Annotated in this window: 24 protein-coding genes; 15 read left to right on the top strand and 9 right to left on the bottom strand. The window is 69.6% G+C overall.

Features of this window, described 5'->3' with window-relative positions:
* The first annotated feature begins 240 nt into the window (after positions 1-240).
* The 7 genes from DDE10_RS07315 to DDE10_RS07285 all read left to right on the top strand — a co-directional run bounded on the left by DDE10_RS07315 (position 241) and on the right by DDE10_RS07285 (position 7,620).
* Positions 241-1,074, top strand: coding sequence for a GntR family transcriptional regulator (locus DDE10_RS07315; RefSeq protein WP_162806419.1), 834 nt, complete (start codon positions 241-243; stop codon positions 1,072-1,074).
* Complete coding sequence (locus DDE10_RS07310; protein ID WP_114952075.1) at positions 1,071-2,621, top strand: flavin-containing monooxygenase; 1,551 nt, start codon at positions 1,071-1,073, stop codon at positions 2,619-2,621. Before DDE10_RS07315 ends, DDE10_RS07310 begins: the two co-directional genes overlap by 4 nt.
* Positions 2,618-3,427 (top strand): SDR family NAD(P)-dependent oxidoreductase, encoded by an 810-nt coding sequence (locus DDE10_RS07305; protein ID WP_114952074.1) that lies wholly within the window; start codon positions 2,618-2,620, stop codon positions 3,425-3,427. The genes DDE10_RS07310 and DDE10_RS07305 overlap by 4 nt, the downstream gene beginning before the upstream one ends.
* On the top strand, positions 3,424-4,377 hold the full coding sequence (locus tag DDE10_RS07300; RefSeq protein ID WP_284734494.1) for an alpha/beta fold hydrolase: 954 nt from the start codon (positions 3,424-3,426) through the stop codon (positions 4,375-4,377). Before DDE10_RS07305 ends, DDE10_RS07300 begins: the two co-directional genes overlap by 4 nt.
* A gap of 316 nt (positions 4,378-4,693) precedes the next feature.
* On the top strand, positions 4,694-5,263 hold the full coding sequence (locus tag DDE10_RS07295; protein ID WP_114952073.1) for a hypothetical protein: 570 nt from the start codon (positions 4,694-4,696) through the stop codon (positions 5,261-5,263).
* A gap of 18 nt (positions 5,264-5,281) precedes the next feature.
* Positions 5,282-7,021: an alpha/beta hydrolase gene (locus DDE10_RS07290; protein ID WP_284734493.1), complete on the top strand. Its 1,740-nt coding sequence runs from the start codon at positions 5,282-5,284 to the stop codon at positions 7,019-7,021.
* Positions 7,022-7,146: 125 nt separating this feature from the next.
* The gene (locus DDE10_RS07285) at positions 7,147-7,620 is read left to right on the top strand and encodes an outer membrane lipoprotein (RefSeq protein WP_162806417.1); all 474 of its coding nucleotides are present in this window, start codon (positions 7,147-7,149) and stop codon (positions 7,618-7,620) included.
* 66 nt (positions 7,621-7,686) lie between these two features.
* On the opposite strand, the gene DDE10_RS23370 is transcribed toward DDE10_RS07285, so the two are convergent.
* Positions 7,687-7,857, bottom strand: coding sequence for a hypothetical protein (locus DDE10_RS23370; RefSeq protein ID WP_162806415.1), 171 nt, complete (start codon positions 7,855-7,857; stop codon positions 7,687-7,689).
* Positions 7,858-8,097: 240 nt separating this feature from the next.
* On the opposite strand from DDE10_RS23370, the gene DDE10_RS07280 reads away from it, so the two are divergent.
* Positions 8,098-8,397, top strand: a complete 300-nt coding sequence (locus DDE10_RS07280) for a hypothetical protein (protein WP_114952071.1) — start codon at positions 8,098-8,100, stop codon at positions 8,395-8,397.
* A gap of 23 nt (positions 8,398-8,420) precedes the next feature.
* Here the strand turns inward: DDE10_RS07280 and DDE10_RS07275 are convergent, their stop codons facing one another.
* Positions 8,421-9,563, bottom strand: a complete 1,143-nt coding sequence (locus DDE10_RS07275) for a sensor histidine kinase (protein WP_114952070.1) — start codon at positions 9,561-9,563, stop codon at positions 8,421-8,423.
* A 407-nt stretch (positions 9,564-9,970) separates the two neighbouring features.
* Between DDE10_RS07275 and DDE10_RS07270 the strand changes: the two genes are divergently transcribed.
* The 6 genes from DDE10_RS07270 to DDE10_RS07245 all read left to right on the top strand — a co-directional run bounded on the left by DDE10_RS07270 (position 9,971) and on the right by DDE10_RS07245 (position 14,944).
* Positions 9,971-10,618: a response regulator gene (locus DDE10_RS07270; RefSeq protein ID WP_114952069.1), complete on the top strand. Its 648-nt coding sequence runs from the start codon at positions 9,971-9,973 to the stop codon at positions 10,616-10,618.
* Between the two features lie 269 nt (positions 10,619-10,887).
* Positions 10,888-11,304, top strand: coding sequence for an META domain-containing protein (locus DDE10_RS07265; RefSeq protein ID WP_162806413.1), 417 nt, complete (start codon positions 10,888-10,890; stop codon positions 11,302-11,304).
* Positions 11,282-11,617: a hypothetical protein gene (locus DDE10_RS07260; protein WP_114952067.1), complete on the top strand. Its 336-nt coding sequence runs from the start codon at positions 11,282-11,284 to the stop codon at positions 11,615-11,617. The genes DDE10_RS07265 and DDE10_RS07260 overlap by 23 nt, the downstream gene beginning before the upstream one ends.
* Positions 11,618-11,625: 8 nt before the next feature.
* The gene (locus tag DDE10_RS07255; RefSeq protein WP_114952066.1) at positions 11,626-13,116 is read left to right on the top strand and encodes a basic amino acid/polyamine antiporter; all 1,491 of its coding nucleotides are present in this window, start codon (positions 11,626-11,628) and stop codon (positions 13,114-13,116) included.
* Between the two features lie 14 nt (positions 13,117-13,130).
* Positions 13,131-14,375, top strand: coding sequence for an arginine deiminase (locus tag DDE10_RS07250; RefSeq protein ID WP_114952065.1), 1,245 nt, complete (start codon positions 13,131-13,133; stop codon positions 14,373-14,375).
* Positions 14,376-14,377: 2 nt separating this feature from the next.
* Complete coding sequence (locus tag DDE10_RS07245; RefSeq protein WP_114952064.1) at positions 14,378-14,944, top strand: HdeD family acid-resistance protein; 567 nt, start codon at positions 14,378-14,380, stop codon at positions 14,942-14,944.
* 4 nt (positions 14,945-14,948) lie between these two features.
* On the opposite strand, the gene DDE10_RS07240 is transcribed toward DDE10_RS07245, so the two are convergent.
* Entirely contained in the window at positions 14,949-15,362 is a 414-nt protein-coding gene (locus tag DDE10_RS07240; protein WP_114952063.1) for a globin family protein, read from the bottom strand.
* 368 nt (positions 15,363-15,730) lie between these two features.
* Here DDE10_RS07240 and DDE10_RS23365 point away from each other — a divergent pair, with 368 nt between their 5' ends.
* Positions 15,731-15,886, top strand: coding sequence for a hypothetical protein (locus DDE10_RS23365; RefSeq protein ID WP_162806411.1), 156 nt, complete (start codon positions 15,731-15,733; stop codon positions 15,884-15,886).
* A gap of 2 nt (positions 15,887-15,888) precedes the next feature.
* Here the strand turns inward: DDE10_RS23365 and DDE10_RS07235 are convergent, their stop codons facing one another.
* From DDE10_RS07235 to DDE10_RS07210, 6 genes are all read right to left on the bottom strand, one after another.
* On the bottom strand, positions 15,889-16,017 hold the full coding sequence (locus tag DDE10_RS07235; protein WP_284734492.1) for a hypothetical protein: 129 nt from the start codon (positions 16,015-16,017) through the stop codon (positions 15,889-15,891).
* A gap of 55 nt (positions 16,018-16,072) precedes the next feature.
* Positions 16,073-16,606, bottom strand: coding sequence for a DUF1772 domain-containing protein (locus DDE10_RS07230; protein WP_114952062.1), 534 nt, complete (start codon positions 16,604-16,606; stop codon positions 16,073-16,075).
* Between the two features lie 100 nt (positions 16,607-16,706).
* Positions 16,707-17,432 (bottom strand): DUF4336 domain-containing protein, encoded by a 726-nt coding sequence (locus tag DDE10_RS07225; protein WP_114952298.1) that lies wholly within the window; start codon positions 17,430-17,432, stop codon positions 16,707-16,709.
* A 19-nt stretch (positions 17,433-17,451) separates the two neighbouring features.
* Positions 17,452-18,744 (bottom strand): AMP-binding protein, encoded by a 1,293-nt coding sequence (locus DDE10_RS07220; RefSeq protein WP_114952061.1) that lies wholly within the window; start codon positions 18,742-18,744, stop codon positions 17,452-17,454.
* Positions 18,745-18,775: 31 nt separating this feature from the next.
* The gene (locus tag DDE10_RS07215) at positions 18,776-19,207 is read right to left on the bottom strand and encodes a VOC family protein (protein ID WP_114952060.1); all 432 of its coding nucleotides are present in this window, start codon (positions 19,205-19,207) and stop codon (positions 18,776-18,778) included.
* A gap of 302 nt (positions 19,208-19,509) precedes the next feature.
* Positions 19,510-20,250 carry a helix-turn-helix domain-containing protein gene (locus tag DDE10_RS07210; RefSeq protein ID WP_114952059.1) on the bottom strand — a complete coding sequence of 247 codons (741 nt, stop codon included), beginning with the start codon at positions 20,248-20,250 and terminating at the stop codon, positions 19,510-19,512.
* Between the last annotated feature and the right edge of the window lie 15 nt (positions 20,251-20,265).

Raw genomic sequence — 20,265 nt, 5'->3', positions numbered from 1 at the left:
CTCCCCCTTTTGCTGTCGTTGTCCGACAACTTCTTTGATTTGTCTTACAGTCTGCTTGCGTCCGAAGGGAGTCAAGGGCAGATTGAAGCCGGTACGGGGCTCGAAGAGACGCCTGTCCCGCAGGAGGATGAGAGTGGCAGCACCGCATGCGCGCGCATCGGCCCAGGCGACGCGACCGGAGCCGGGACCGTCGCCCTCAAGCGATGGGTCGGCGCGCGTTGTCGAACAATCGCGCCGCTCATGCTGAAGCGCAGCGACCGTGAGCCGGCGGTGGACGGGCGATCGGTTCCGGAGCGGATCGCGGACGCGATCGACTATGCCATCGCGGCGCAGAACTATGCGATCGGCGACCGGCTGATCGAGATGCAGCTCGCCGAGCAATATGATTCCAGCCGCGGATCGGTGCGCGAAGCCTTGCGCATCCTCGCCCAGCGAGGATCGGTCGAGCTCATCTCCGGCCGCGGCGGCGTCGTTCGCGGCTACTCGCTCGACCGGCTCGCCGACGCCTTCGCCGCCGCCGGCATGCTGATCGCGCTCGGCGCCCGCTACGTCGCCCGCCATCGCTCGGTGGCGGTGCTGGCGCGGATCGGCGAGCGGGTGGGCCGGATCGAGAAGATGGTCGTCGCCGGCTTCTCGCCGCCGCTCGAATTCGCCACCGCGCTGGGCGGCTTCACCGCGACGATCGTCGTCGGCAGCGAGAATCACTATGTCCGATCGCAGGTGTCGGCGATCCTCAACCGGTCGGTGTGGCGGGCGATGTGGGAGCATCCGTGCGACCACCTCACCTACGAGCGCCAGCGCGAGGAACTGAGCGACGTCCAGCGCATCCATGCCCTGCTCAAGCTCGGCGACGGCGACGGCGCCGAGCGCGAGCTGCGCGGCTTTCACCAGCGCCATTGCGATGCGGTGATCACCGAGCTCGCCCACCAGCGCGGCGAGCGCGCACCGGCCAGCCCGCCGCTGGCGGCGGCCTCGCCGCGCGGCACCGAGGGCGACGGCATCGAGGCGCGGCTGGCGCGGATCGAGGCGGAGATGGCGCTGATCCGGCAGACCCGGCCGGCGGAGGTCGCATGAGCCTCGACGAGCCCCGCCTTCCCATCGAAGGCCGCGCCGATCCGGAAAGCGGAGGGCCGCCGCCGCCGGACCATGTCGATGTCATCATCGTCGGTGCCGGGCTCTCCGGCATCGGCGCCGCCTGGCATCTCAAGCATCGCTGCCCCGGACGCGGCTGGCTCATCCTCGAAGCGCGCGACGCGATCGGCGGCACCTGGGACCTGTTCCGCTATCCGGGCATCCGCTCCGACAGCGACATGTTCACCCTGGGCTATGCGTTCAAGCCGTGGACCGAGGCGAAGGCGATCGCCGACGGTCCCTCCATCCTCGACTATGTCCGGCAGACCGCAGCGGAGAACGGGATCGACCGCCGGATCCGCTTCCGTCACCGGGTGACCCGCGCCGACTGGTCGTCGCGAGACGCCCGCTGGACGGTCGAGGCGGTGCGGGAGGGGAGCGGCGAGACGGTCCGCCTCACCTGCAATTTCCTGCACCTATGCAGCGGCTATTACGATTATGGCCAGGGCCACGACCCCGATTGGCCGGGACGGGAGCGCTTCGCCGGACGGATCGTCCATCCGCAATTCTGGCCCGAGGACCTGGACTATCGGGAGCGCAAGGTCGTCGTCATCGGCAGCGGCGCCACCGCCGTCACCCTGGTCCCCGCTTTGGCCGAGCAGGCGGCGCACGTGACGATGCTGCAGCGCTCGCCCACCTACATCGTCTCGCGTCCGTCGCGCGACCGGATCGCCGACACGCTGCGCCGGCTGCTGCCGGCGAAGCTCGCTTATGGCCTGGTGCGCTGGAAGAACGTCCTGCTCCAGCTCCTCTTCTTCCAGCTGGCGCGCAAGCGGCCGGCGAAGGTGAAGGCGAAGCTGCTCAGGCTGGTGCGCGACGAGCTCGGGCCCGATTACGACGTCGAGACCCATTTCACCCCGCGCTACAATCCGTGGCAGCAGCGGCTGTGCCTGGTGCCCGATTCCGACCTGTTCGAGGCGATCCGCGAGGGCCGGGCCTCGGTCGTCACCGACGAAATAGAGAGCTTCACCGAGAAGGGGCTGAAGCTCCGCTCGGGCGGCGAGCTCGAGGCCGACATCGTCGCCACCGCCACCGGGCTCAAGGTGAAGCTGCTCGGCGACGTCGCTTTCACCGTCGACGGCGCCGCCTGCGACTTCTCGCGCTCGCTCACCTACAAGGGCATGATGTTCAGCGACGTGCCCAACCTCGCTTATACCTTCGGCTACACCAACGCATCCTGGACGCTGAAGGCCGATCTCACCGCTCTCTATCTGTGCCGATTGCTCAACCACATGGCGCGGACCGGCTGCACGACCGTCGTGCCGCGTCGCGGGACAGGGGTCGAGGAGGTGCCGTTCATCGATTTCACCTCGGGCTACGTCCAGCGCGCGCTGGCGAGCCTGCCCAAGCAGGGCTCGCGCCGGCCCTGGAAGCTCCACCAGAATTACGCGCTCGACCTCGCCGCGCTCAAGCTCGGCCGCGTCGACGACGGCACGCTCGTCTTCACGCGCGGCGGCGAAGTGCCGGCGCGGGTCACGGAGGCGGCATGAGGAAGGACCAGGTCGCGGTGGTCACCGGCGCCGCCGGCGGCATCGGGCGCGGAATCGCGCTGGCGCTTGGCCGGCGGCAGTGCCGCCTCGCGCTCGCCGACGTGGACGAAGCTGGGCTCGAGGAAACAGCCGGCCTCGTCGAAGCGCTCGGCGCCAGCGCCGGCCGCCATCGGCTCGACGTCGCCGACCGGGCCGCGGTGGCCGCCTTTCCGGAGACGGTGCTGCAGGCGCACGGGCGCGCGGACATCCTCATCAACAATGCCGGCGTCGCCGTCGGCGGCACCTTCGAGCAGGTGAGCGAGACCGATTTCGAATGGCTGCTCGAGATCAATTTCTGGGGCGTGGTGCGGATGACCCGCGCCTTCCTGCCGCTGCTGCGGGCCAGCGGCGACGCCCATCTCGTCAACCTCTCGAGCCTGTTCGGGCTGATCGCGCCGCCGGGGCAGTCCGCTTATTGCGCGAGCAAGTTCGCGGTGCGCGGCTTCACCGAATCGCTGCGCCGCGAACTCGAGGCGGAGGGCGCCCGCATCGCCGTCACCCTGGTCCATCCCGGCGGGGTCGCCACCCGGATCGCCGACAATGCGCGCGCGCCGGCCGGGACGAGCGAGACGGAGCTGGCGGCGAACCGCGAGCGCTACCGCCGGCTGCTGCGGCTGCCGCCCGACAAGGCCGGCGAGATCATCGTCGCCGGAATGGAGCGGCGCCGGCCGCGGGTCATGGTCGGATCGGACGCCAAGGCCGCCGCGCTGATCGAACGGCTGGCGCCGGTCACCTACTGGAACCTGCTGAGGAGGCGAATGCATTGATCCCCCTTCCCCTGATCGCGGGCGCGGCGGCGATCGCCGCCGGCGGCCTCGCCTTGTTCAGCCGCGGCGCCGCACGGCGCGCCGAGAGGCTGGTGCCGATGGACGGCGAGATAATCGAGGTCGAGGGCAACCGCCTCCATTATGTCGACAAGGGCAGCGGCCCGGCTTTGGTGATGATCCACGGGCTCGGCGGGCAGATGCGCAACTTCGCGCGGCCGCTGGTCGACGATCTCGCCCGCGACCACCGCGTCGTCCTCGTCGACCGGCCCGGCTCCGGCTATTCGCTGCGCGGCGCCGGCGCCTCGGCGAGCCTGTCGGCCCAGGCGGCGGCGATCGCCGGCCTGATCCGCGCGCTCGGGCTCGAGCGGCCGATGCTGGTCGGCCATTCGCTCGGCGGCGCGGTCTCGCTGACCCTCGCGCTGGAGCAGCCGGACTGCGTCGGATCGCTGGCACTGATCGCGCCGCTCACCCAGGACGAAAGCGACGCGCCCGACGTGTTCAAATCCCTCGAGATACGCTCGCCTTTGGTGCGGCGGCTGATCGCGAACAGCATCGCCGTGCCGATGGCGATGGCGATGCGCGAGAAGGCGATGAAGATGGTGTTCGGCCCGGAGCCGGTGCCGGCGGATTTCGGCACCGAGGGCGGCGGCCTGCTCGGCGCCCGTCCCGGCAACTTCTACGAGACCTCTTCCGACCTGGTCGCGCTCGAGAACCAGATGCCGGCGCTGGTCGCGCGCTACGGCGAGATCGCGGTGCCGGCGAGCATCCTCTACGGCGACGGCGACCGGCTGCTGGATCCGGAGCGCCACGGCCGCATCACGGCGGGGCAGATCGACGGCGCCCGGCTGGAGATCGTCCCCGGCGGCCACATGCTCCCCTTCACGCAGCCCGAGCTCACCGCCCGCTGGCTACGCGAGGCGGAGGCGCAGGCTCTCGACGAGGACGCATGACGAACCGGGCCGAACCGCCGACGCGCCCCGGCGATCGCGGCCGGTAAAGGCGCGCGCCGGGTCCGATGATGCGGCTGACTCAGCGCCGGCGGCTCGGGGTCTGACCGCGCCGGCCTCAGGTGAAGACCCGATCCCCGCTGTCGGGTTTCCCGCTTAGATTCGCCGTGCGAGCGCAAGAGGCGAGAGATCGCAGCTTCGCCGCACCGGGCCTGTTCGAAGCCGCGAGCGTCAGCAGGCGGCGCCCGGTGCGGCGAGCGGCGCCGCCGCCCCGCGCCGGCGTGGTGCCTGGGGCGGGACTGCAAGAAGGAGCCGGATCATGCGCGTACGCCCCCTGTTGCTCTCGCTGGCGATCACCGGGACACTCGCCCTGCCCGCTTCCGTCCAGGCCCAGCGGCGAGGCGAGGTCATGCTGTTCAGCCAGAACGGGTTTCGAGGCCAGACCTTCATCGTCAGCGGGACCCGGCCCACCCTCCCCATTCCGTGGACGGTCCGCAGCGTCCGCGTCGCGCCGGGCGAGGCGTGGGACCTTTGCACCCGCACGGGTTTCCGAGCGCCCTGCAACCGCGTCGCCATCGATACCGCGTCGGTCTCCTGGCGGGTCGCCTCGGCGCGGCCGTCGCAAGTGGTGACGTTGCCCGAGCCGGTCCCGCCGGTCGGCGGCGGCGGCGGATCGCTGCGGGGCATGAGCGCCGAATTCTTCACCCAGCCGAGCGACGGTCGGGGGCGGGTCATCTCCTGCGCATCGGGCGCCGCCGCCTGCGCCGCCGACAGCGCCAACCGCTTCTGCCGCAGCCGCGGCTGGACCGCCGCGAGCTATCACCGCCAGGAGACCGTCGGCGGCCGCAACTTCCTCGCCGACGTGCTCTGCACCCGCACCGGCGCCTGAGAACGGGGCGGGCGGCGCGTGAACGCCGACGACGTGGCGCTCCGCTCCAGCCCGTCCCCGACCGGCAAGTCGGCGCGAACAGGGCTGCGCCCGTGGGCCTGGCCGCGCTCCGCCGCCGGGATGGTGCTGGGAGGCCTGTTCTTCGCGGCTTCGCTCACGCCCTCGCTCCTGCCCCGGCCGGCGCTCTTCCAGGGCCTGCTGTCGGGGCTCTGCCTTGCGGCGGGCTATGCCCTCGGCGCGGGCGCGGCATGGCTGTGGCACCGGCTCCGCCTGCCCTCGCCGCACGGCCGGATCGCCGCCCCCATCCGGGCGACGGCGATGACCGCTTCGGCGCTGCTCGCGCTCCTGTTCCTGGCGAAGGTCGACGACTGGCAGGATTCGGTCCGCCGCCTGATGGGCCTCGAGCCCGTTCCCGAACATCATCCGGCGACGATCCTCCTCGTCGCCCTCCTCGCCTTCGCCTTGCTGCGCGCCGCGGCGGGGCTGGTGCGGCTGATCCTCGTCCGGCTGAAGCGCCACGCGCCGCAGCGTTTCCCGCCCGTGGCCGCGCGAATCCTCGGCCTGCTGGCGACCGTCCTCATCGTCTGGGCGATCGCCTCGGGCATCGTCTTCCGCGCCGGGCTGCACCTGGCGGATTCCTCGTATCGCGAGCTGGACTCGCTCATCGAGCCCGACCATGCGGCCCCGGCCGATCCCGGCAAGACGGGCAGCCCCGCCTCGCTGCTGGACTGGGAAGATCTCGGCCGTGCCGGGCGCGAATATATTGCGGCCGGACCGTCGGCGCGCGACATCGGCGCCTTCCTGCGCCGGCCCGCGCTCGAGCCGATACGCGTCTATGCCGGTCTGCGCTCCGGCGGGAGCGCCGCCGAACGGGCACGGGTCGCCGCCAGCGAGCTGGAGAGGACCGGCGGCTTCCGGCGCTCGGTGCTCGTGGTGATCACGCCGACCGGGACCGGATGGGTCGACCCGGCGGCGATCGACACGCTGGAATATCTCCATGCCGGCGACGTGGCGAGCGTCGCCGTCCAATATTCCTATCTGGCGAGCCCGGTGTCTCTGCTGGTGGAGCCGGGCTATGGCGCCGAAGCCTCGCGCGCGCTGCTGCGCGAGGTTCATGCGCGCTGGCGCCGCCTTCCCCGCGGGGAAAGGCCGAAGCTCTATCTGTACGGCCTCAGCCTGGGCGCGCTGAGCTCCGAAGCTTCGACCGCGCTGCCGGAACTGACGGAAGCACCGATCGACGGAGCATTCTGGGTCGGCCCCCCTTTTCCGAGCCGGATCTGGCGTTCGGTCACGGCTGCCCGAAGTACCGGGTCACCGGCCTGGCTGCCGCGGATCGGCGACGGATCGCGGTTCCGATTCACCAGCCAGCGAAACGCGATCTCGATCCCTGGCGCGCGATGGGGTCCTACACGGATCGTCTATCTCCAATATGCCAGCGACCCGGTGACCTTCTTCGAGGCCCGCTCCTTCTATCGCCGGCCCGAGTGGATGACTCCACCGCGTGGGCCCGACGTGTCACCCCATCTCCGTTGGTATCCCGTCGTCACCTTCATGCAGCTGCTGGCCGACATCGCCTTGTTCGGGAGCGCGCCGAAAGGCTTCGGCCACACCTTCCATCCGGCGCATCATGTCGATGCCTGGATCGCGGTGACCGAGGCGCAAGGGTGGCCGTCCGCCCAAGTCGAACGGCTGAAGCGCCACCTGTCGGCGCCGCCCACCCCTCCTCCCGGTGCCGCCGCGACAGCGCCTCAGGGATAATCGACGGCCACCTCGGTAGTTGCCCCGATTAACCCCATCCCCGCGTGCCCCTAATCTCCAGCCGGATGCGAAAGCTGCCGCGCCGCGCGGCGCAAGCGGGGCGCATCGCCAATGGGAGATTCCTCATGCACGTTCCGGCTTCACGACCCGCCATGGCCGCCGCGGCCGCCGCGGCGCTCGCCGCCTGCACGCCGGCCACCTCCCCCAATTCCTTCTCGCGCAACGAAGCCGGCCAGGTGATGCCGGTGGCGTTCGGACGGGTCATCGCCGTTCGCGGGGTCGAGATACGGCCCGGCCAGACGCGGCTGGGAGCCGTGACGGGAGCCCTGCTCGGCGGCGTCGGCGGCAGCCAGATCGGCAGCAGCACGGCCGCCAATGTCGCCGGCGCGGTTGCCGGTGCAGCGGCGGGCGGCGCCGTCGGAAGCGCCATCCAGGGATCCCAGCGCTCCAATGGGGTCGAGCTGACGATACGTCTCGAATCGGGTGAAAGCGTTGCCGTCGTGCAGCCGGGCGATCCCCGCCATTACCGCGTCGGCGATCGCGTCCGGCTGACCGGCACCGCCGACAATGCGCGGGTGACGCGGGCAAGTGGCTGGTAGGCCCCGCCGACCGGGCGGCCCGGACTAGATGGGCATGCCGGCCGCCGCGTGCGGCCGAGCGCTGCCCTAGATCGCAGCGAGGAACAGGACGACGACGCCGAGCCCGGCGAGGCCGATGGCGCAGCGCGGATCGATCGCCGTGCCGCGGGGATCGCCACGAAGCGCCACCTTCGGCCGGACATGACGGGGAGCCGTGATCATCCGGTCACCTTCGGCCGCCCGGCCGGCAGAGACCATCGGCACTATCCTGCAGATCGGCACGAAAATGACACCGGATGCGCTCGATCGGCCCGTTCGATCGCCCGCCGAGCCTGTCCTTCGCCGATTCCCGGGATAGTGTCGACGCCGGGCCGGAACCCGGGTTTGTCCCGATGGCACGCCTGAGGCGTCCAAACTAGTCGTCGGGGAGTCTCGCGAGCCTCGCCGCGACGGCCGCCGCCGAACGGCGACGGCGCCCTTCAGACCGTGGAGAAAGCCATGACCGTCTCGCGCCTTCCGATCTTCCTGGCCGTCGCCATCGCCGCGCCGGCTCTGGCCGTCATGCAGTCGGACCCGCCGCGCGATTCGCGCGGCTACGTCGTGAAATCCAATCTCGCGCAGGTGCCCGCGGGCGCCAACGAGTCGCGGCCGGTGCCGGCCGGCGCCCAGTTCGCCCCGAACCCCAACCAGGCGCAGGTCTTCGCACCGCGCCCGAGCACCGGCGACTATCCGACCTGCACGCGCGAGGTGACGGACAATTGCATCCAGAGACACGAGCGCGGACGCGATCCCAATTAGGCGGCCTCATCAGGCCTGGCAGATCAGATGGATCGAGCCGGAAGGGTCGCCCGGACGAGCATGCCGCGCGGAAGCCGCTCGAAAACCAATCGTCCCCTGCATTCGGCAGCGCGCTCGCACATGCTGTCCAGGCCCAGGCCGCCCGCCGAACGGCGCGCGCGGTCGATGTCGAAGCCGACGCCGTCATCCTCGATGTCGAGCACCGTTCGCGTCTTTCCGGGATGAAGGCGGACGATGACGTGGCGAGCGCGGGCATGCCGATAGACGTTGGTCAGCGCCTCCTGCGCGATCCTGTACAAGGCTCTCGCCTGTTGCCTGTCCAGGTCGATCTCGTCGGGCGCGACCAGGCGCACCTTCACGCCGATCCGACGTTCCAGGCCTGTCGTGAGCGAGGTCAGCGCCGACACCAGATCGCCCTGCATTAGTTCGGGCGGGTGCATCAGGAAGGCGCAGGTCCTGATCCTGAGCTGGGCACGATGCAGCAATGCCCTCACTTCGCGCGTCGCCGCGGCCCGGCCATCGCGGCCGGACCTGCCGAAGGCATGGAGGCTCAAACCGATCGCCACCAGATCCTGCTGGACGGAATCATGGAGCTCGCGCGCCAGCCGGCGGCGCTCCTGTTCCCGCGCCATCAGCACCCGCTCCGGCGCCGATGCGGCGTCCGCCGAGGTGGCCGGCCGCAGCCCCGCCAGCCGGCGGCCGACGACGACCATTCCGTCCTCGTCCGGCATGCCGCACAGCCTCACCCGCTCGCCGCGATGGAGGAGCGAAGGCGTCTCCATCTCGACGGCGCGGCCGCGCCGAAAGGTCTGCTCGATCACCGCACGATAGCCATCGCTGTCGATGACGGTTCGGTAGTCGTGGCCGACACAGTCGGCCCGCGCCCGTCCGAGCGCGTTCAGCAGCACGCCGTTGAGATCGAGGATCCGGCGCTCGGGGTCGACGAGCAGATAGGAGTCGCCGGCGGCGTCCAGGATCGCCCTCAATCGATAGCGGGACCGCGCCAGCGCCTCGCTCGCCTGCTCCAGCCGCTCGCAATTCGCGGCGGCAGCAGCAATGACCCCGAGGGTCGCCGCCGGCGGCTCCAGGATTGCCGGGCCGATGCCGGCAAGAGCAGGGCGAAGGCGCTTGTCAGACTTTGCAGGAGGGTCAGCTATACTCGCCATTGCGACGCATCCCCATATCCGACCGGAAGCAGGCCGCTAATCCAGTTTGGTAACAAAGTTTGGGTCTTGCTTCAATCTGCGCAAAACCGCAGGTATTTGCTGATCTCTATTGCCAGGATCTGAGCAAGCACTTTTGTTTTATCGATATTCCGGGCAGCGGCACTTCGTGACCAAAGGACAGGTGCACGAACCGCATGCCATTTCTACACGGCACGTTCGTCCGGGGGCTTGCGCGGCCTCAGGGAAATCACCGATACAAAGCGTCGCCGTGCGGGGCAAAAATCGTCGGGTCCGCCCGCCCTTTGCCGGCGCGTGCTTTCGGGCCACCCGGGTGAAGGGGCGCCGCGACGGCGAGCGGCCGCGGATGAAGGTCTGCATGGCGCAGGCCAGGGCTGAGGGCAGATGCCATGAGCGGTCCGACCCGGCGCATCCTCATCGCCGACGACCACGACATCGTCCGGCGCGGCATCAGAGCGCTGGTCGAGACACGGCCGAACCTGGAAGTCGTCGCCGAGGCCCTGGACGGCCGCCACGCCCTGGAGGCGGCGCTGGAAGCGCGGCCCGACATCGCCATCATCGACTATTCGCTGCCGGAGCTGAACGGCTTGGAGCTGACCTTGTCGCTGAAGCGCGCGCTGCCGCGGATCGAGATACTGATCTACACGATGCACGACCGCGAGGACATCATCCTCGAGGTGCTGCGGGCCGGGGCGCGCGGCTTCGTGCTCAAGTCGGAAGCGGAGCAGCACTTGATCGCCGCCGTCGAGTCGCTTTCGGTAGGCAGGCCCTATTTCTCCGGGATCATCTCGGAGACCCTGCTCGAGCGGTTCCTGCAGACCAAGTCGCAGAGCAAGCTCAGCGCGCTCACCCACCGCGAGAGGGAGATCGTCCAACTTATCGCGGAGGGACGGACCAACAGGGAAATCGCCGACCTGCTCTCGATCAGCATCAAGACGGTCGAGACCCATCGGGCTTCGGTGATGCAGAAGCTCAAGCTCCACACCTCGGCCGAACTGGTGCGGTTCGCCGTGCGCAACAATATCATCCAGGCCTGATTCTCCGACGACGGCATCGCTACAGGTTCGCGCCGGTTTCGGGGTTTACCCCGATTATCTCCGCGCACGCGCCTGCCTAGCGTCCTGCTGCCGGCTCCTGCTCCCCGCGCCGTCCACCCCGCGACAGGAGTCGGCAACTCCCGCGATCCGGCGGCGGAAGCGGACGATGCAAGTGCCGGGGATGCTTCTCCGGCCCGGTCCAGGAGAACAGAATGATCGATCCTCGACGAGGCCACACAGGGACAAGCCTGAAACGGCTCGCATCGGCCATGTTGGGAGCGTTCCTGCTCAGCGCCTGCGCCACCGGCACGGGGCCGTTCAACCCGACCCTGGTCGGCACGGAATGGCGGCTGATCCACTTCCAGTCGTCGGACGATGCGATCGGCATGATCCAGCCGCGCCGCGACGAGGTCTACAGCCTTCGTCTTCTTCCGGACGGATCGGCGGCGATGCAGCTTTCCTGCAACCGGGGCACCGGGCGCTGGACGTCGCCCAACCCCCACATGTCGCGCGGCGAGGTCCGGATCGAACCGGGGGCGATGACCATGGCCGCCTGCCCGCCCTCGCGGCTGGAGCGGATATCCGGGGACATCGCCAACGTCCGAAGCTTCGTCATCGCCGATCGCCGGCTGCACCTCAACTTGATGATGGACGGAGGCGATTATGTCTGGATCCCGGTCCGTTAGCACCGCCCGAGCCGCCGCGGTCCTCGCCTGCGCCGGCGCGCTCGTCCTGGCCGCCTGCGAGACCGTTCCGCAGCGCGGAAGGGTCACCTTTCAGTGCGAGCGAAGCGGCCGGATCACCGTGATCTTCCAGGGCGAGCGCGCCCGCCTGATCACCCCCGACGGCGGCTTCGTCGAGCTTCGGCGACGGCGTTCGCGGACGGGCTTCTGGTTCGAATCGCCGACCCACTCCATCCGCGGCCGGGGCAATGCCCTGAGCTATACAGTCGGGCGGATGATGCCGGTTCGCTGCACCGCCGTCCGGCCGTCGCGGTAATCGCCGGCATGGCCGCCACCGTTCCGACCGCAACCCCTTCCGCCCAGGCCGGGCCGGCCGCCGCGGAGACGGGCGGCCGCCAGGCACCGAGCCTGTCCCTGTTCGCCTTGTCCGCGCTGGTCATCGGATCGATGATCGGCGCCGGCATCTTCTCGCTGCCGCGCACCTTCGCGCTCGCGACCGGACCGTTCGGGGCGCTGCTGGCCTGGTGCATCGCCGCCGGCGGCATGTTCACCCTGGCGCGGCTTTTCCAGATCCTGGCCGAGCGCAAGCCGCACCTCGACGCCGGCGTCTACGCCTATGCCAAGGAAGGTTTCGGCCATTATGCCGGCTTCCTCTCCGCCTTCGGCTACTGGATCGGCTCCTGCATCGGCAACGTCTCATACTGGGTGCTGATCAAATCGACGCTGGGCGCCTTCTTCCCGGTCTTCGGCGACGGCAACACCGTCGCGGCGATCCTGGTCGCCTCGATCGGGATCTGGCTGTTCCACTTCATGATCCTGCGCGGCGTCAAGGAAGCGACGTTCATCAACAGCATCGTCACGATCGCCAAGGTCGTGCCGATCCTGGTCTTCATCCTGATCCTCGTCCTGGCCTTCGACCGCGGGCTGTTCGCCGCGAACTTCTGGGGCGGCAGCGACATGCCCCCGTCGAGCCTGATCGAGCAGGTTCGCGCGACGATGCTGGTCACGGTCTTCGTCTTTCTCGGCATAGAAGGGGCGAGCGTCTATTCGCGCTACGCGCGCAAGCGCGCCGATGTCGGCCGCGCGACGCTGGTCGGCTTCGTCTTCGTCACCAGCCTGATGGTGCTGGTGACCCTGCTGCCTTATGCGGTGCTCGCGCGCAGCGCCGTCGCCGGCATGCGCCAGCCGTCGATGGGCGAGGTGCTGGCAGCGGTCGTCGGCCCCTGGGGTTCCGTGTTCGTCGGGCTGGGGCTGATCGTCTCGGTGCTCGGCGCCTATCTCGCCTGGTCGCTGATCTGCGCCGAGGTGCTGTCCGCCGCCGCCCGCACCCGCGACATGCCCGCCCGCCTGGCGCGGGAGAATGACAAGGGGGTGCCGGCCGCCGCCCTGTGGCTGACCAACATCGTCATCCAGCTGTTCGTGATCAGCACCTACTGGTCGCAAGACGCGTTCGCGCTGATGCTGAGCCTGACCAGCGCGATGGCGCTGATCCCCTTCCTGCTGGTCGCGCTCTACGCCCTGCAGATCGCGCGGCGCGGCGAGACCTACGAGCTGCGCCCCGGCGAACGTCCGCGCGACCTCCTGCTGGCGGCGATCGCCACCCTCTACACGATCTTCCTCATCTTCGCCGGCGGCCTCAAGTTCGTCCTGCTCGCCGCCATCCTCTACGCCCCCGGCACCTTCCTCTACTGGCTGGCGCGCCGCGAGCAGGGGGTCACGCTGTTCAGGCCGGTGGAATGGGTCGTCTTCCTGGCGGCCGCGACGGGCGCGATCATCGGCCTTCACGGCCTCGCCACCGGATACCTCACCCTCTGATCGGGAGCCGCGTCATGAGCCAAGCCGAATATGGCGTGCATTCGGAAGTAGGGAAGCTGCGCAAGGTGATGGTCTGCGCGCCCGGGCGCGCCCATATGCGGCTGACCCCGAGCAATTGCGACGCCCTGCTGTTCGACGACGTGCTGTGGGTCGAGGCCGCGCAGCGCGACCATCGCGACTTCGTCGAGGAGATGCGCGGCCAAGGCATCGACGTCGTCGAGATGCACGACCTCCTTACGGAGACGCTCGAGATACCGGAGGCGCGGGCGTGGATCCTGGACAATGAAGTGGTGGCGGACGAGGTCGGCCTCGACCTGGTCGACATGCTGCGCGCCTATCTCGACGCGCTGCCGGCGCGCGCGCTGGCGGAGACGCTGATCGGCGGCCTTTCGACCGAGGAGTTCCCGGAGCAGATCGGCGGCGACACGCTCCAACTCGTCCACGAGGCCGCGGGCGCCACCGAATATCTGCTGCCGCCATTGCCGAACACGCTCTACACGCGCGACACCACCTGCTGGATCTATGGCGGCGTCACCCTCAACCCGCTCTTCTGGCCGGCCCGGCACGAGGAAACGATCCTCGCCGCAGCCATCTACCGATTCCATCCCGATTTCGCCGGAAGGGTGAAGGTCTGGTGGGGCGATCCGCTCCGGCATCACGGCATGGCGACGCTCGAAGGCGGGGACGTGATGCCGATCGGCAAGGGCAATGTCCTGGTCGGGATGAGCGAGCGCACCTCGCGCCAGGCGATCAGCCAGCTCGCCGCCGCCTTGTTCGACCAGGGTGCCGCCGAACGGGTGATCGTCGCCGCCATGCCCAAATTGCGGGCGGCGATGCATCTCGACACCGTCTTCACCTTCGCGGATCGCGACTGCGTCCTCATCTTCCCCGACATCGTCGAGAAGATCCAGGTCTTCTCCTACCGGCCCGGAAACCGAGCGGGTTCGGTCGCGCTCAGCCGCGACGAAGGCTCGCTGGTCGACACCGTCGCCGAGGCGCTCGGCGTCGGCCGGATGCGCGTCGTCGAGACGGGCGGCAACGCCTATATGCGCGAGCGCACGCAATGGGACAGCGGCGCCAATCTCGTCTGCGCCTCGCCGGGCGTGGTCTTCGCCTACGATCGCAACACCTACACGAACGGCCAGCTGCGCAATGCCGGGATCGAGGTCATTCCGATCGCCGGCGCAGAGCTCGGCCGCGGCCGCGGCGGCGGCCATTGCATGACCTGTCCGATCTCCCGCGACCCGATGGAGGAGTGACCATGACCGACGTCCGCGCAGCCCCCTTGCCGCCGGAGACGAAGCGAACGGCGAGCAGCTTCCTGCTCGGGATCGTCTTCATCCTCAGCGGCACCTTCGCCATCCTGATGCCCGTCCTCTCGACGCTGGCGCTGACCGTCGTGATCGGCGTCGCGCTCGCCTTCAGCGGCGTCTCGCAAATGGTCTACGGCTTCGGCCGAAGCGGCTGGGATCGGATCCTCAACCTCCTGCTCGGCGCGCTCTATCTCGCCTGCGGCCTCGTCTTCTGGCTCGACCCGCGATCGGCGGCGATGATCCTGACCCTGCTCCTGTCCGCGCTGCTGGTGACCCAGGGGCTGGGGGAGATCGTCATGGGCATGAAGATGCGGCAGAGCCGGACCTGGGGCTGGCTCGTCCTCTCCGGCCTGATCGCGATCGCGGCCGGAATCTGGCTGATCCTGAGAATGCCGATCGCCGGCTATTTCGCGCCGGGCACGATCCTGGGCATCGCTCTGCTGTTCGAAGGCTGGGCATTCATCATGACCGGATCGAGCACCTCCGCCTGGGCGCGGCCGGCAAAGGCCGCGTGAACCCTCAGGCGTCGATCGTATCGGCGGTGACCTCGCGGATGACGGCCCAGAACAGATCGCACCAGGCGGCGGAGACCTCGCGCGGGAGCGTCGGCCCGAGCACGTCGGTGAGGATGGCGACCAGAGCATCGCCGAAGCGGGAATAATGGCGGCCGGCGATGTCGACCGCCTGGTGGAGGACCCGCGTATCGGACAGGTCGCCCAGCCGCCCGGTCTCGACCAGATGGCCTGCCTGCCGGAGCAAGAGGTCGACGAGCACCATGGCGGTGATCGCCGATTGGCCGGGATCCTCGTCGCGCTCCCGGGCGGCCTGCAGCCTGATCTCCATCGCCTCCACCAGCGGCTCCTTGCGAGACCGGATCAGGGGCAGCGAGAAGGCGATATGCTTGCGGTTCTGATCGCTGAGGATGAAGGACATGGCGCGCTCCGGCCGGCCCAGCCGGCATTCAATACTGGTTCGACGGACTTGCCCGCGATGCGCCGTCGAGGCTTGCGGCGGGCGGTTAGGATCCCCCGGTGGCGCCGTCAGGCGCCCGCCGAGGGCCGCGTTCGTGCCATGAGGCTGCTCCCGTGCAGCCGGAAACGTTCGCTGGGGCCGGGTGATCGCATGTTCGCGAGATGGGGATACGGGCAGACCATCTCAAGGCCGACGCGGCAACCTGCCGATCCCGGGCCACGGACAGCGCCCGCACGCGGACCGGGCAAGTTACCGCCGCCGGAACCCAAGCACAGTCCAACAGTTTGAATGCACTAAGCAAATATTCGGCTTGGAGCCGCAGGATGGTGATGGAACAGAGACGTGATTGGCGCTGCGTGATGGTGCCGCCGCCCAATCCACTGGCAGCGATCGGAGGGGCCCTCCGATCCGCCTTTCCGGTCACGGGCACGATGCGAGCGCTCGATGCCTTCTCCGCGCTGCTGGCGCGGCTGGACCGCAAATAGGGTCAGGTCTCCTGATCGACGGCGTCGGCCGCCGATTCGAGGTCCTGGCCGACGCCGCGGACGGTATTGCAGGCGGCGAGCGCGAGCGTGGCGGTCACGAGCAGCAGCGCGGCATAGCGGCGAATCATCATCCATCTCCCTCGACACAATGTCGCGTGCGTCGGATGCTCGCTCGCGAAGCGGCAGCTATCGGAAGATCCTGTCCGAAGGCAAGTGGAGCCGTCGGCGCGGCGTCTCCGCCAGGCCGGTTTCGCGTGCCGGCCGGCGCGCCACGACCTGGCCCCAGGCCAGAGCCGCGAACCCCGCGAGCTTGAGGGCCGCCATCGCGGCGTGACCGGTTTCCCACTGGTCCCGCACCAGCGGAAAATCGGACGGCGGACCGCTGACCGGCCAGCCGGCCATGAGCTCGATCATCGGCAGGACGAGCAAAGTCCAGGCGACGAGGCTGGCCGCGAACAGCCCCGCGGCCGCAGCCGTCCAGACGAAGCCGGGAAGGTCGCGCTGGAGGCGGGCGAGCACCGCGCAGGCGAGGATCGGCGCGACGTCGAGCAGAGCGGCGAGCGGCCCGGCGCCGACATAGTGGCGGCCGTGGCCCGTCGCCGAGAGCCAGAGTGCCGGCGCCCAGTCCAGCCGTTCCGGCAGCCCGGCGGACTGCACGAGCGAGAGACCAAGGCCGAGGGTCGCCGTCAGCAGCGCCATCAGCCGCCAACCCGATTGCATGCGACTCCTCCGACAAAAGCGGGAGCGGCGGCGACTGCGCGGAAAGGTGCCGCTCCCAAATCGATGACGGCACCGCCGGCGCCAACCCGCAAGGCGCGGATCAGCGATTCAGCCAGTCAAAGGCGCGCTCGAGCTCGTCCCGGCCGTTGCGGTCGTACCAGCGACCGTGCGCCAGGATGATTCGCTCGGGGTCCCAGCCGATCATCCTGTCCACGGCCGCGCGCAGCTCGGCCTTGCGGCCGACGAAGGTCAGGCGCATGTCGCGCGGCATCCGCCCGTCCGGATCGCGGACGCCGCCGATCCGGGTGAGCAGCCTCATCCACCAGGAGCCGAGCCGCGCCGCCTCGAAATTCTCGATGAGATCGGTGAGGATCAAAGTTCGCGAGGGCCGGTGGAAGAATTCCACCTCGGTAAAGGTGCGGCTTCGAACCGGCAGGGTCGCGACCTCCTCGTCCCAGCCGTGGCCGTCCGCTCCGTCGATGACGCGGCAGGCGGGCAGCCGGTCGCCGGCGCGGCGCGGCGTTCCCGGCGCGACATGCACCTCGGCCTCGGGAAACGCCGCCTGCCATTGGGCGATCCACCAGTAATGGATCGGGCTCGGGCCGACGATCCAGCGGACCGGCCCGATCGCCTCCACCTCGCGGCGCAGGGAATCGACGAGCGGAGTCGGCGAATGGACGAAGAGGCCGCCATCGAGCCGAAGCAGGGTCATTCGGGTCGGAAACGGCATCTTCGGCCAGGGCAGGCCGAAGCGGATGACCGGTCCGTCGACGATCCAGACATTCTCGGTCACCGGCTTCAGCCGGTTGATCGGATCGTAGGTCATGGCGGCGCCCACCGCCGCCTTACTCGCCGCGACGGTCGTCGACGCGCTTCGCCTTGCCGGTCGAGCGCTCGATCGTCCCCGGATCGCCGACCTGGACCGAGACCGAGATGCCGACGCAGCCCTTCACGTGACCGGCGAGCTCACGCGCCGCCGCCGCGCGCTCCGCCTCGCCGCAGCCGTCGCGGGCCTCGACCCGCAAGCGCACCTCGTCGAGACGGCCCGGCCGGCTCAGCTCGATGAGGAAATGGGGCGCCAGCGCCCGGCACTTCAGGATCTCGGCCTCGATCTGACTGGGAAAGACGTTGACGCCGCGGACGATCATCATGTCGTCGGAGCGGCCGCCGATCCGCGCCATGCGCCGCATCGGACCGTGGGTGCCGGGGAGCAGACGGGTGAGGTCGCGGGTCCGATAGCGGATCACCGGCATCGCCTGGCGTGTCAGCGACGTCAGGACGAGCTCCCCCTCGCAACCGGCCGGCAGCGGTTCGCCGGTCTCGGGATCGACGATCTCGGGGTAGAAATGATCCTCCCAGAGCGTCAGTCCGTCCTGGGTGTCGCCATATTCCTGGGCCACGCCCGGACCCATCACTTCCGACAGGCCGTAAATGTCGACCGCACGAAGGCCGAAGGCGCCTTCGATCTCCGCGCGCATCGCCTCCGTCCACGGCTCGGCGCCGAAAATGCCGATGCGCAGGCTGGTCCCGGCCGGATCGATGCCGCGGGCGCGCAGCGCGTCGAGCAGGCTCAGCGCATAGCTCGGCGTCACCATGAGGATGTCGGGGCGGAGGTCCTCGATCATCTGGACCTGCTTCTCGGTCTGGCCGCCGGACATCGGGATGACGGTGCAACCGAGCGCCTCCGCGCCGTAATGGGCGCCGAGGCCGCCGGTGAACAGGCCATAGCCGTAGGCGACCTGGACGATCATCCCCGGCGCTCCGCCCGCGGCCTTGATCGATCGCGCGACCAGCCCCGCCCAGGTGGCGATGTCCTCGCCGGTATAGCCGACGATGGTGGGCTGGCCGGTCGTGCCCGAGGAGGCGTGCAGGCGCGCCACCTTTTCCCGCGGCACCGCGAGGAAGCCGTAGGGATAGCCCGCCCGGAGATCGTCCTTCACGGTGAACGGATAGCCGGCCAGCGCCTCCAGGCTGTCCAGCCGCTCGGGCTCCAGCCCGGCCTGGGCAAAGGCCGTGCGATAGAAAGGATTGCCGCGCGCCCGGACGAGCGTCTGCCTGAGCCGCTCGAGCTGGAGCTCGGCGAGGCCGCGCGCGCTCAGCCGCGCATTGGCATCCAGGTCGAAATCTCCGGCGAGCATCCCGGGACTCTGCGCCTCGGCGGCGGACGGCTCAACCCCGCTCGGCGTTGGCGCGACTGGCCGCCTCTGGGTCGCGCCAGCCCGCCTCGATATTGTTGCCGTCGGGATCGAGCAGATAGGCGCCGTAATAGCCCATCGCCTCCGGCCCGCGCGGGCCGGGCCCGCCATTGTCGCGGCCGCCGGCGGCGAGGCCGGCCCGGTGGAAGGCGTCGACCGCCGCTTTGTCCGGCGCGGCGAAGCCGACGTGGATCGGGCTGGCCGAGATGCCGTGCGCAGCGGTCCAGAAAGCGGGCTGGTCGGTGCCGACCCAGATGAAGGGCAGCGGCTCGGCGGCGCTGCGCCCGATCAGGAACGAGCCTTCGCCATTGTCGATCACCTCCAGGCCGATCGCCGCGGCGACGGCCTCGTAGAAGCGCCTCGCCGCGGCGAGGTCCCGCACCCGGAATCCCATATGGTCGATCATCGCGACCTCCTTTCCGTCAGGGACGGAACAACGCAGGCGCCCTTCGGTTCGCCATGGACCACCCGCCCCGCCTGCCGCCAATCCTCAACGAGCCGCGGCCCGGGGGCCGTCGACGGCGGCCAGGACCTGCCCGTGCGCGGCACCAGCCTGCCGCTCGAGGCCCAGAAGCGGCCGCTGCTCGCCCCTTGCTGGCCGCTGCCGCCGGCGAGATGCTGGTCACGATCGGGCCGGAGCTTCGCCGCGCCTGACGCGGGCGGGCGGCGCGCCCATCGGGGTTCGACTTCCGCGCGCCCGCGGAGGCGTCAGGCGGCGCCGGCGCGGCGCTTGCGCTCGAACCGGCGCGGAACCTCGCCGGCAAGGCCGAGCTCGGAATTGGCCGGCATCCTGATCTCGCCCTCGCCATGGCTCTCGGTGCCGTGCAGGCTCATCAGCGAGCTCATCAGCCCCTCGTCCGCGCTCGAGCAGACGCCCAAGACGGTGGCCTCCTCGCAGCCTTCGGCGACGACATAAGCGTGGCCCATCTGCGAATCGATGTAGATCGATTCGCCCTTCTCGAGCAGCACGGGCTCGTAGAATTCGGTGTGGACGACGATCCGGCCGTCGAGGACGAAGATGTATTCCTCGCCCGAGTGCCGAACCAGGTCGCCGAACTCCTCCGCGGTCTTGGCGCGGATATTGGTGATCACCGGGATCATCCGCTTCCGCCTGAGCTCCGGGCAGAGATAGTGATAGTCGTAATTGGGGGTCGTCACCTGGATCGCCCGATCGACCCTGCCGATGCTGCGCCGGGCGGTGACCACCGATTCGGGCGCGTCGGGCGCCTCGGCGAACAATTCGGACATGCGCAGGCCGAGACGCTGGCTCAGCTGCTGGAGCTTGTCGTAAGTCAAGGTCAGCCGGTCATGCTCGACCTTGGACAGGGTCGACACCGGGATCCCGCTGCGGTCGCTCATCTCCTTGAGCGTCCAGCCATTGCGAGAGCGCAGGCCGCGCAGCAGCTTGCCCAGTGTCGGTTGGTGCGCGCCTGTGTCCGAACGTGCCATCGATGATCCTGCGTT

The organism is Sphingosinicella terrae (assembly GCF_003347635.1).
GTDB lineage: Bacteria > Pseudomonadota > Alphaproteobacteria > Sphingomonadales > Sphingomonadaceae > Allosphingosinicella > Allosphingosinicella terrae.
The sequence above is the reverse complement of the archived record's forward strand: the minus strand, read 5'-3'. Positions and strand labels throughout refer to the sequence as shown.

Coding starts and splice junctions, on each gene's coding strand:
- DDE10_RS07315 (WP_162806419.1), top strand. CDS start 241: ATGCTGAAGCGCAGCGACCGTGAGCCGGCGGTGGACGGGCGATCGGTT.
- DDE10_RS07310 (WP_114952075.1), top strand. CDS start 1,071: ATGAGCCTCGACGAGCCCCGCCTTCCCATCGAAGGCCGCGCCGATCCG.
- DDE10_RS07305 (WP_114952074.1), top strand. CDS start 2,618: ATGAGGAAGGACCAGGTCGCGGTGGTCACCGGCGCCGCCGGCGGCATC.
- DDE10_RS07295 (WP_114952073.1), top strand. CDS start 4,694: ATGCGCGTACGCCCCCTGTTGCTCTCGCTGGCGATCACCGGGACACTC.
- DDE10_RS07285 (WP_162806417.1), top strand. CDS start 7,147: ATGCACGTTCCGGCTTCACGACCCGCCATGGCCGCCGCGGCCGCCGCG.
- DDE10_RS23370 (WP_162806415.1), bottom strand. CDS start 7,857: ATGGTCTCTGCCGGCCGGGCGGCCGAAGGTGACCGGATGATCACGGCT.
- DDE10_RS07280 (WP_114952071.1), top strand. CDS start 8,098: ATGACCGTCTCGCGCCTTCCGATCTTCCTGGCCGTCGCCATCGCCGCG.
- DDE10_RS07275 (WP_114952070.1), bottom strand. CDS start 9,563: ATGGCGAGTATAGCTGACCCTCCTGCAAAGTCTGACAAGCGCCTTCGC.
- DDE10_RS07270 (WP_114952069.1), top strand. CDS start 9,971: ATGAGCGGTCCGACCCGGCGCATCCTCATCGCCGACGACCACGACATC.
- DDE10_RS07265 (WP_162806413.1), top strand. CDS start 10,888: ATGTTGGGAGCGTTCCTGCTCAGCGCCTGCGCCACCGGCACGGGGCCG.
- DDE10_RS07260 (WP_114952067.1), top strand. CDS start 11,282: ATGTCTGGATCCCGGTCCGTTAGCACCGCCCGAGCCGCCGCGGTCCTC.
- DDE10_RS07255 (WP_114952066.1), top strand. CDS start 11,626: ATGGCCGCCACCGTTCCGACCGCAACCCCTTCCGCCCAGGCCGGGCCG.
- DDE10_RS07250 (WP_114952065.1), top strand. CDS start 13,131: ATGAGCCAAGCCGAATATGGCGTGCATTCGGAAGTAGGGAAGCTGCGC.
- DDE10_RS07245 (WP_114952064.1), top strand. CDS start 14,378: ATGACCGACGTCCGCGCAGCCCCCTTGCCGCCGGAGACGAAGCGAACG.
- DDE10_RS07240 (WP_114952063.1), bottom strand. CDS start 15,362: ATGTCCTTCATCCTCAGCGATCAGAACCGCAAGCATATCGCCTTCTCG.
- DDE10_RS23365 (WP_162806411.1), top strand. CDS start 15,731: ATGGAACAGAGACGTGATTGGCGCTGCGTGATGGTGCCGCCGCCCAAT.
- DDE10_RS07235 (WP_284734492.1), bottom strand. CDS start 16,017: ATGATGATTCGCCGCTATGCCGCGCTGCTGCTCGTGACCGCCACGCTC.
- DDE10_RS07230 (WP_114952062.1), bottom strand. CDS start 16,606: ATGCAATCGGGTTGGCGGCTGATGGCGCTGCTGACGGCGACCCTCGGC.
- DDE10_RS07225 (WP_114952298.1), bottom strand. CDS start 17,432: ATGACCTACGATCCGATCAACCGGCTGAAGCCGGTGACCGAGAATGTC.
- DDE10_RS07220 (WP_114952061.1), bottom strand. CDS start 18,744: ATGCTCGCCGGAGATTTCGACCTGGATGCCAATGCGCGGCTGAGCGCG.
- DDE10_RS07215 (WP_114952060.1), bottom strand. CDS start 19,207: ATGATCGACCATATGGGATTCCGGGTGCGGGACCTCGCCGCGGCGAGG.
- DDE10_RS07210 (WP_114952059.1), bottom strand. CDS start 20,250: ATGGCACGTTCGGACACAGGCGCGCACCAACCGACACTGGGCAAGCTG.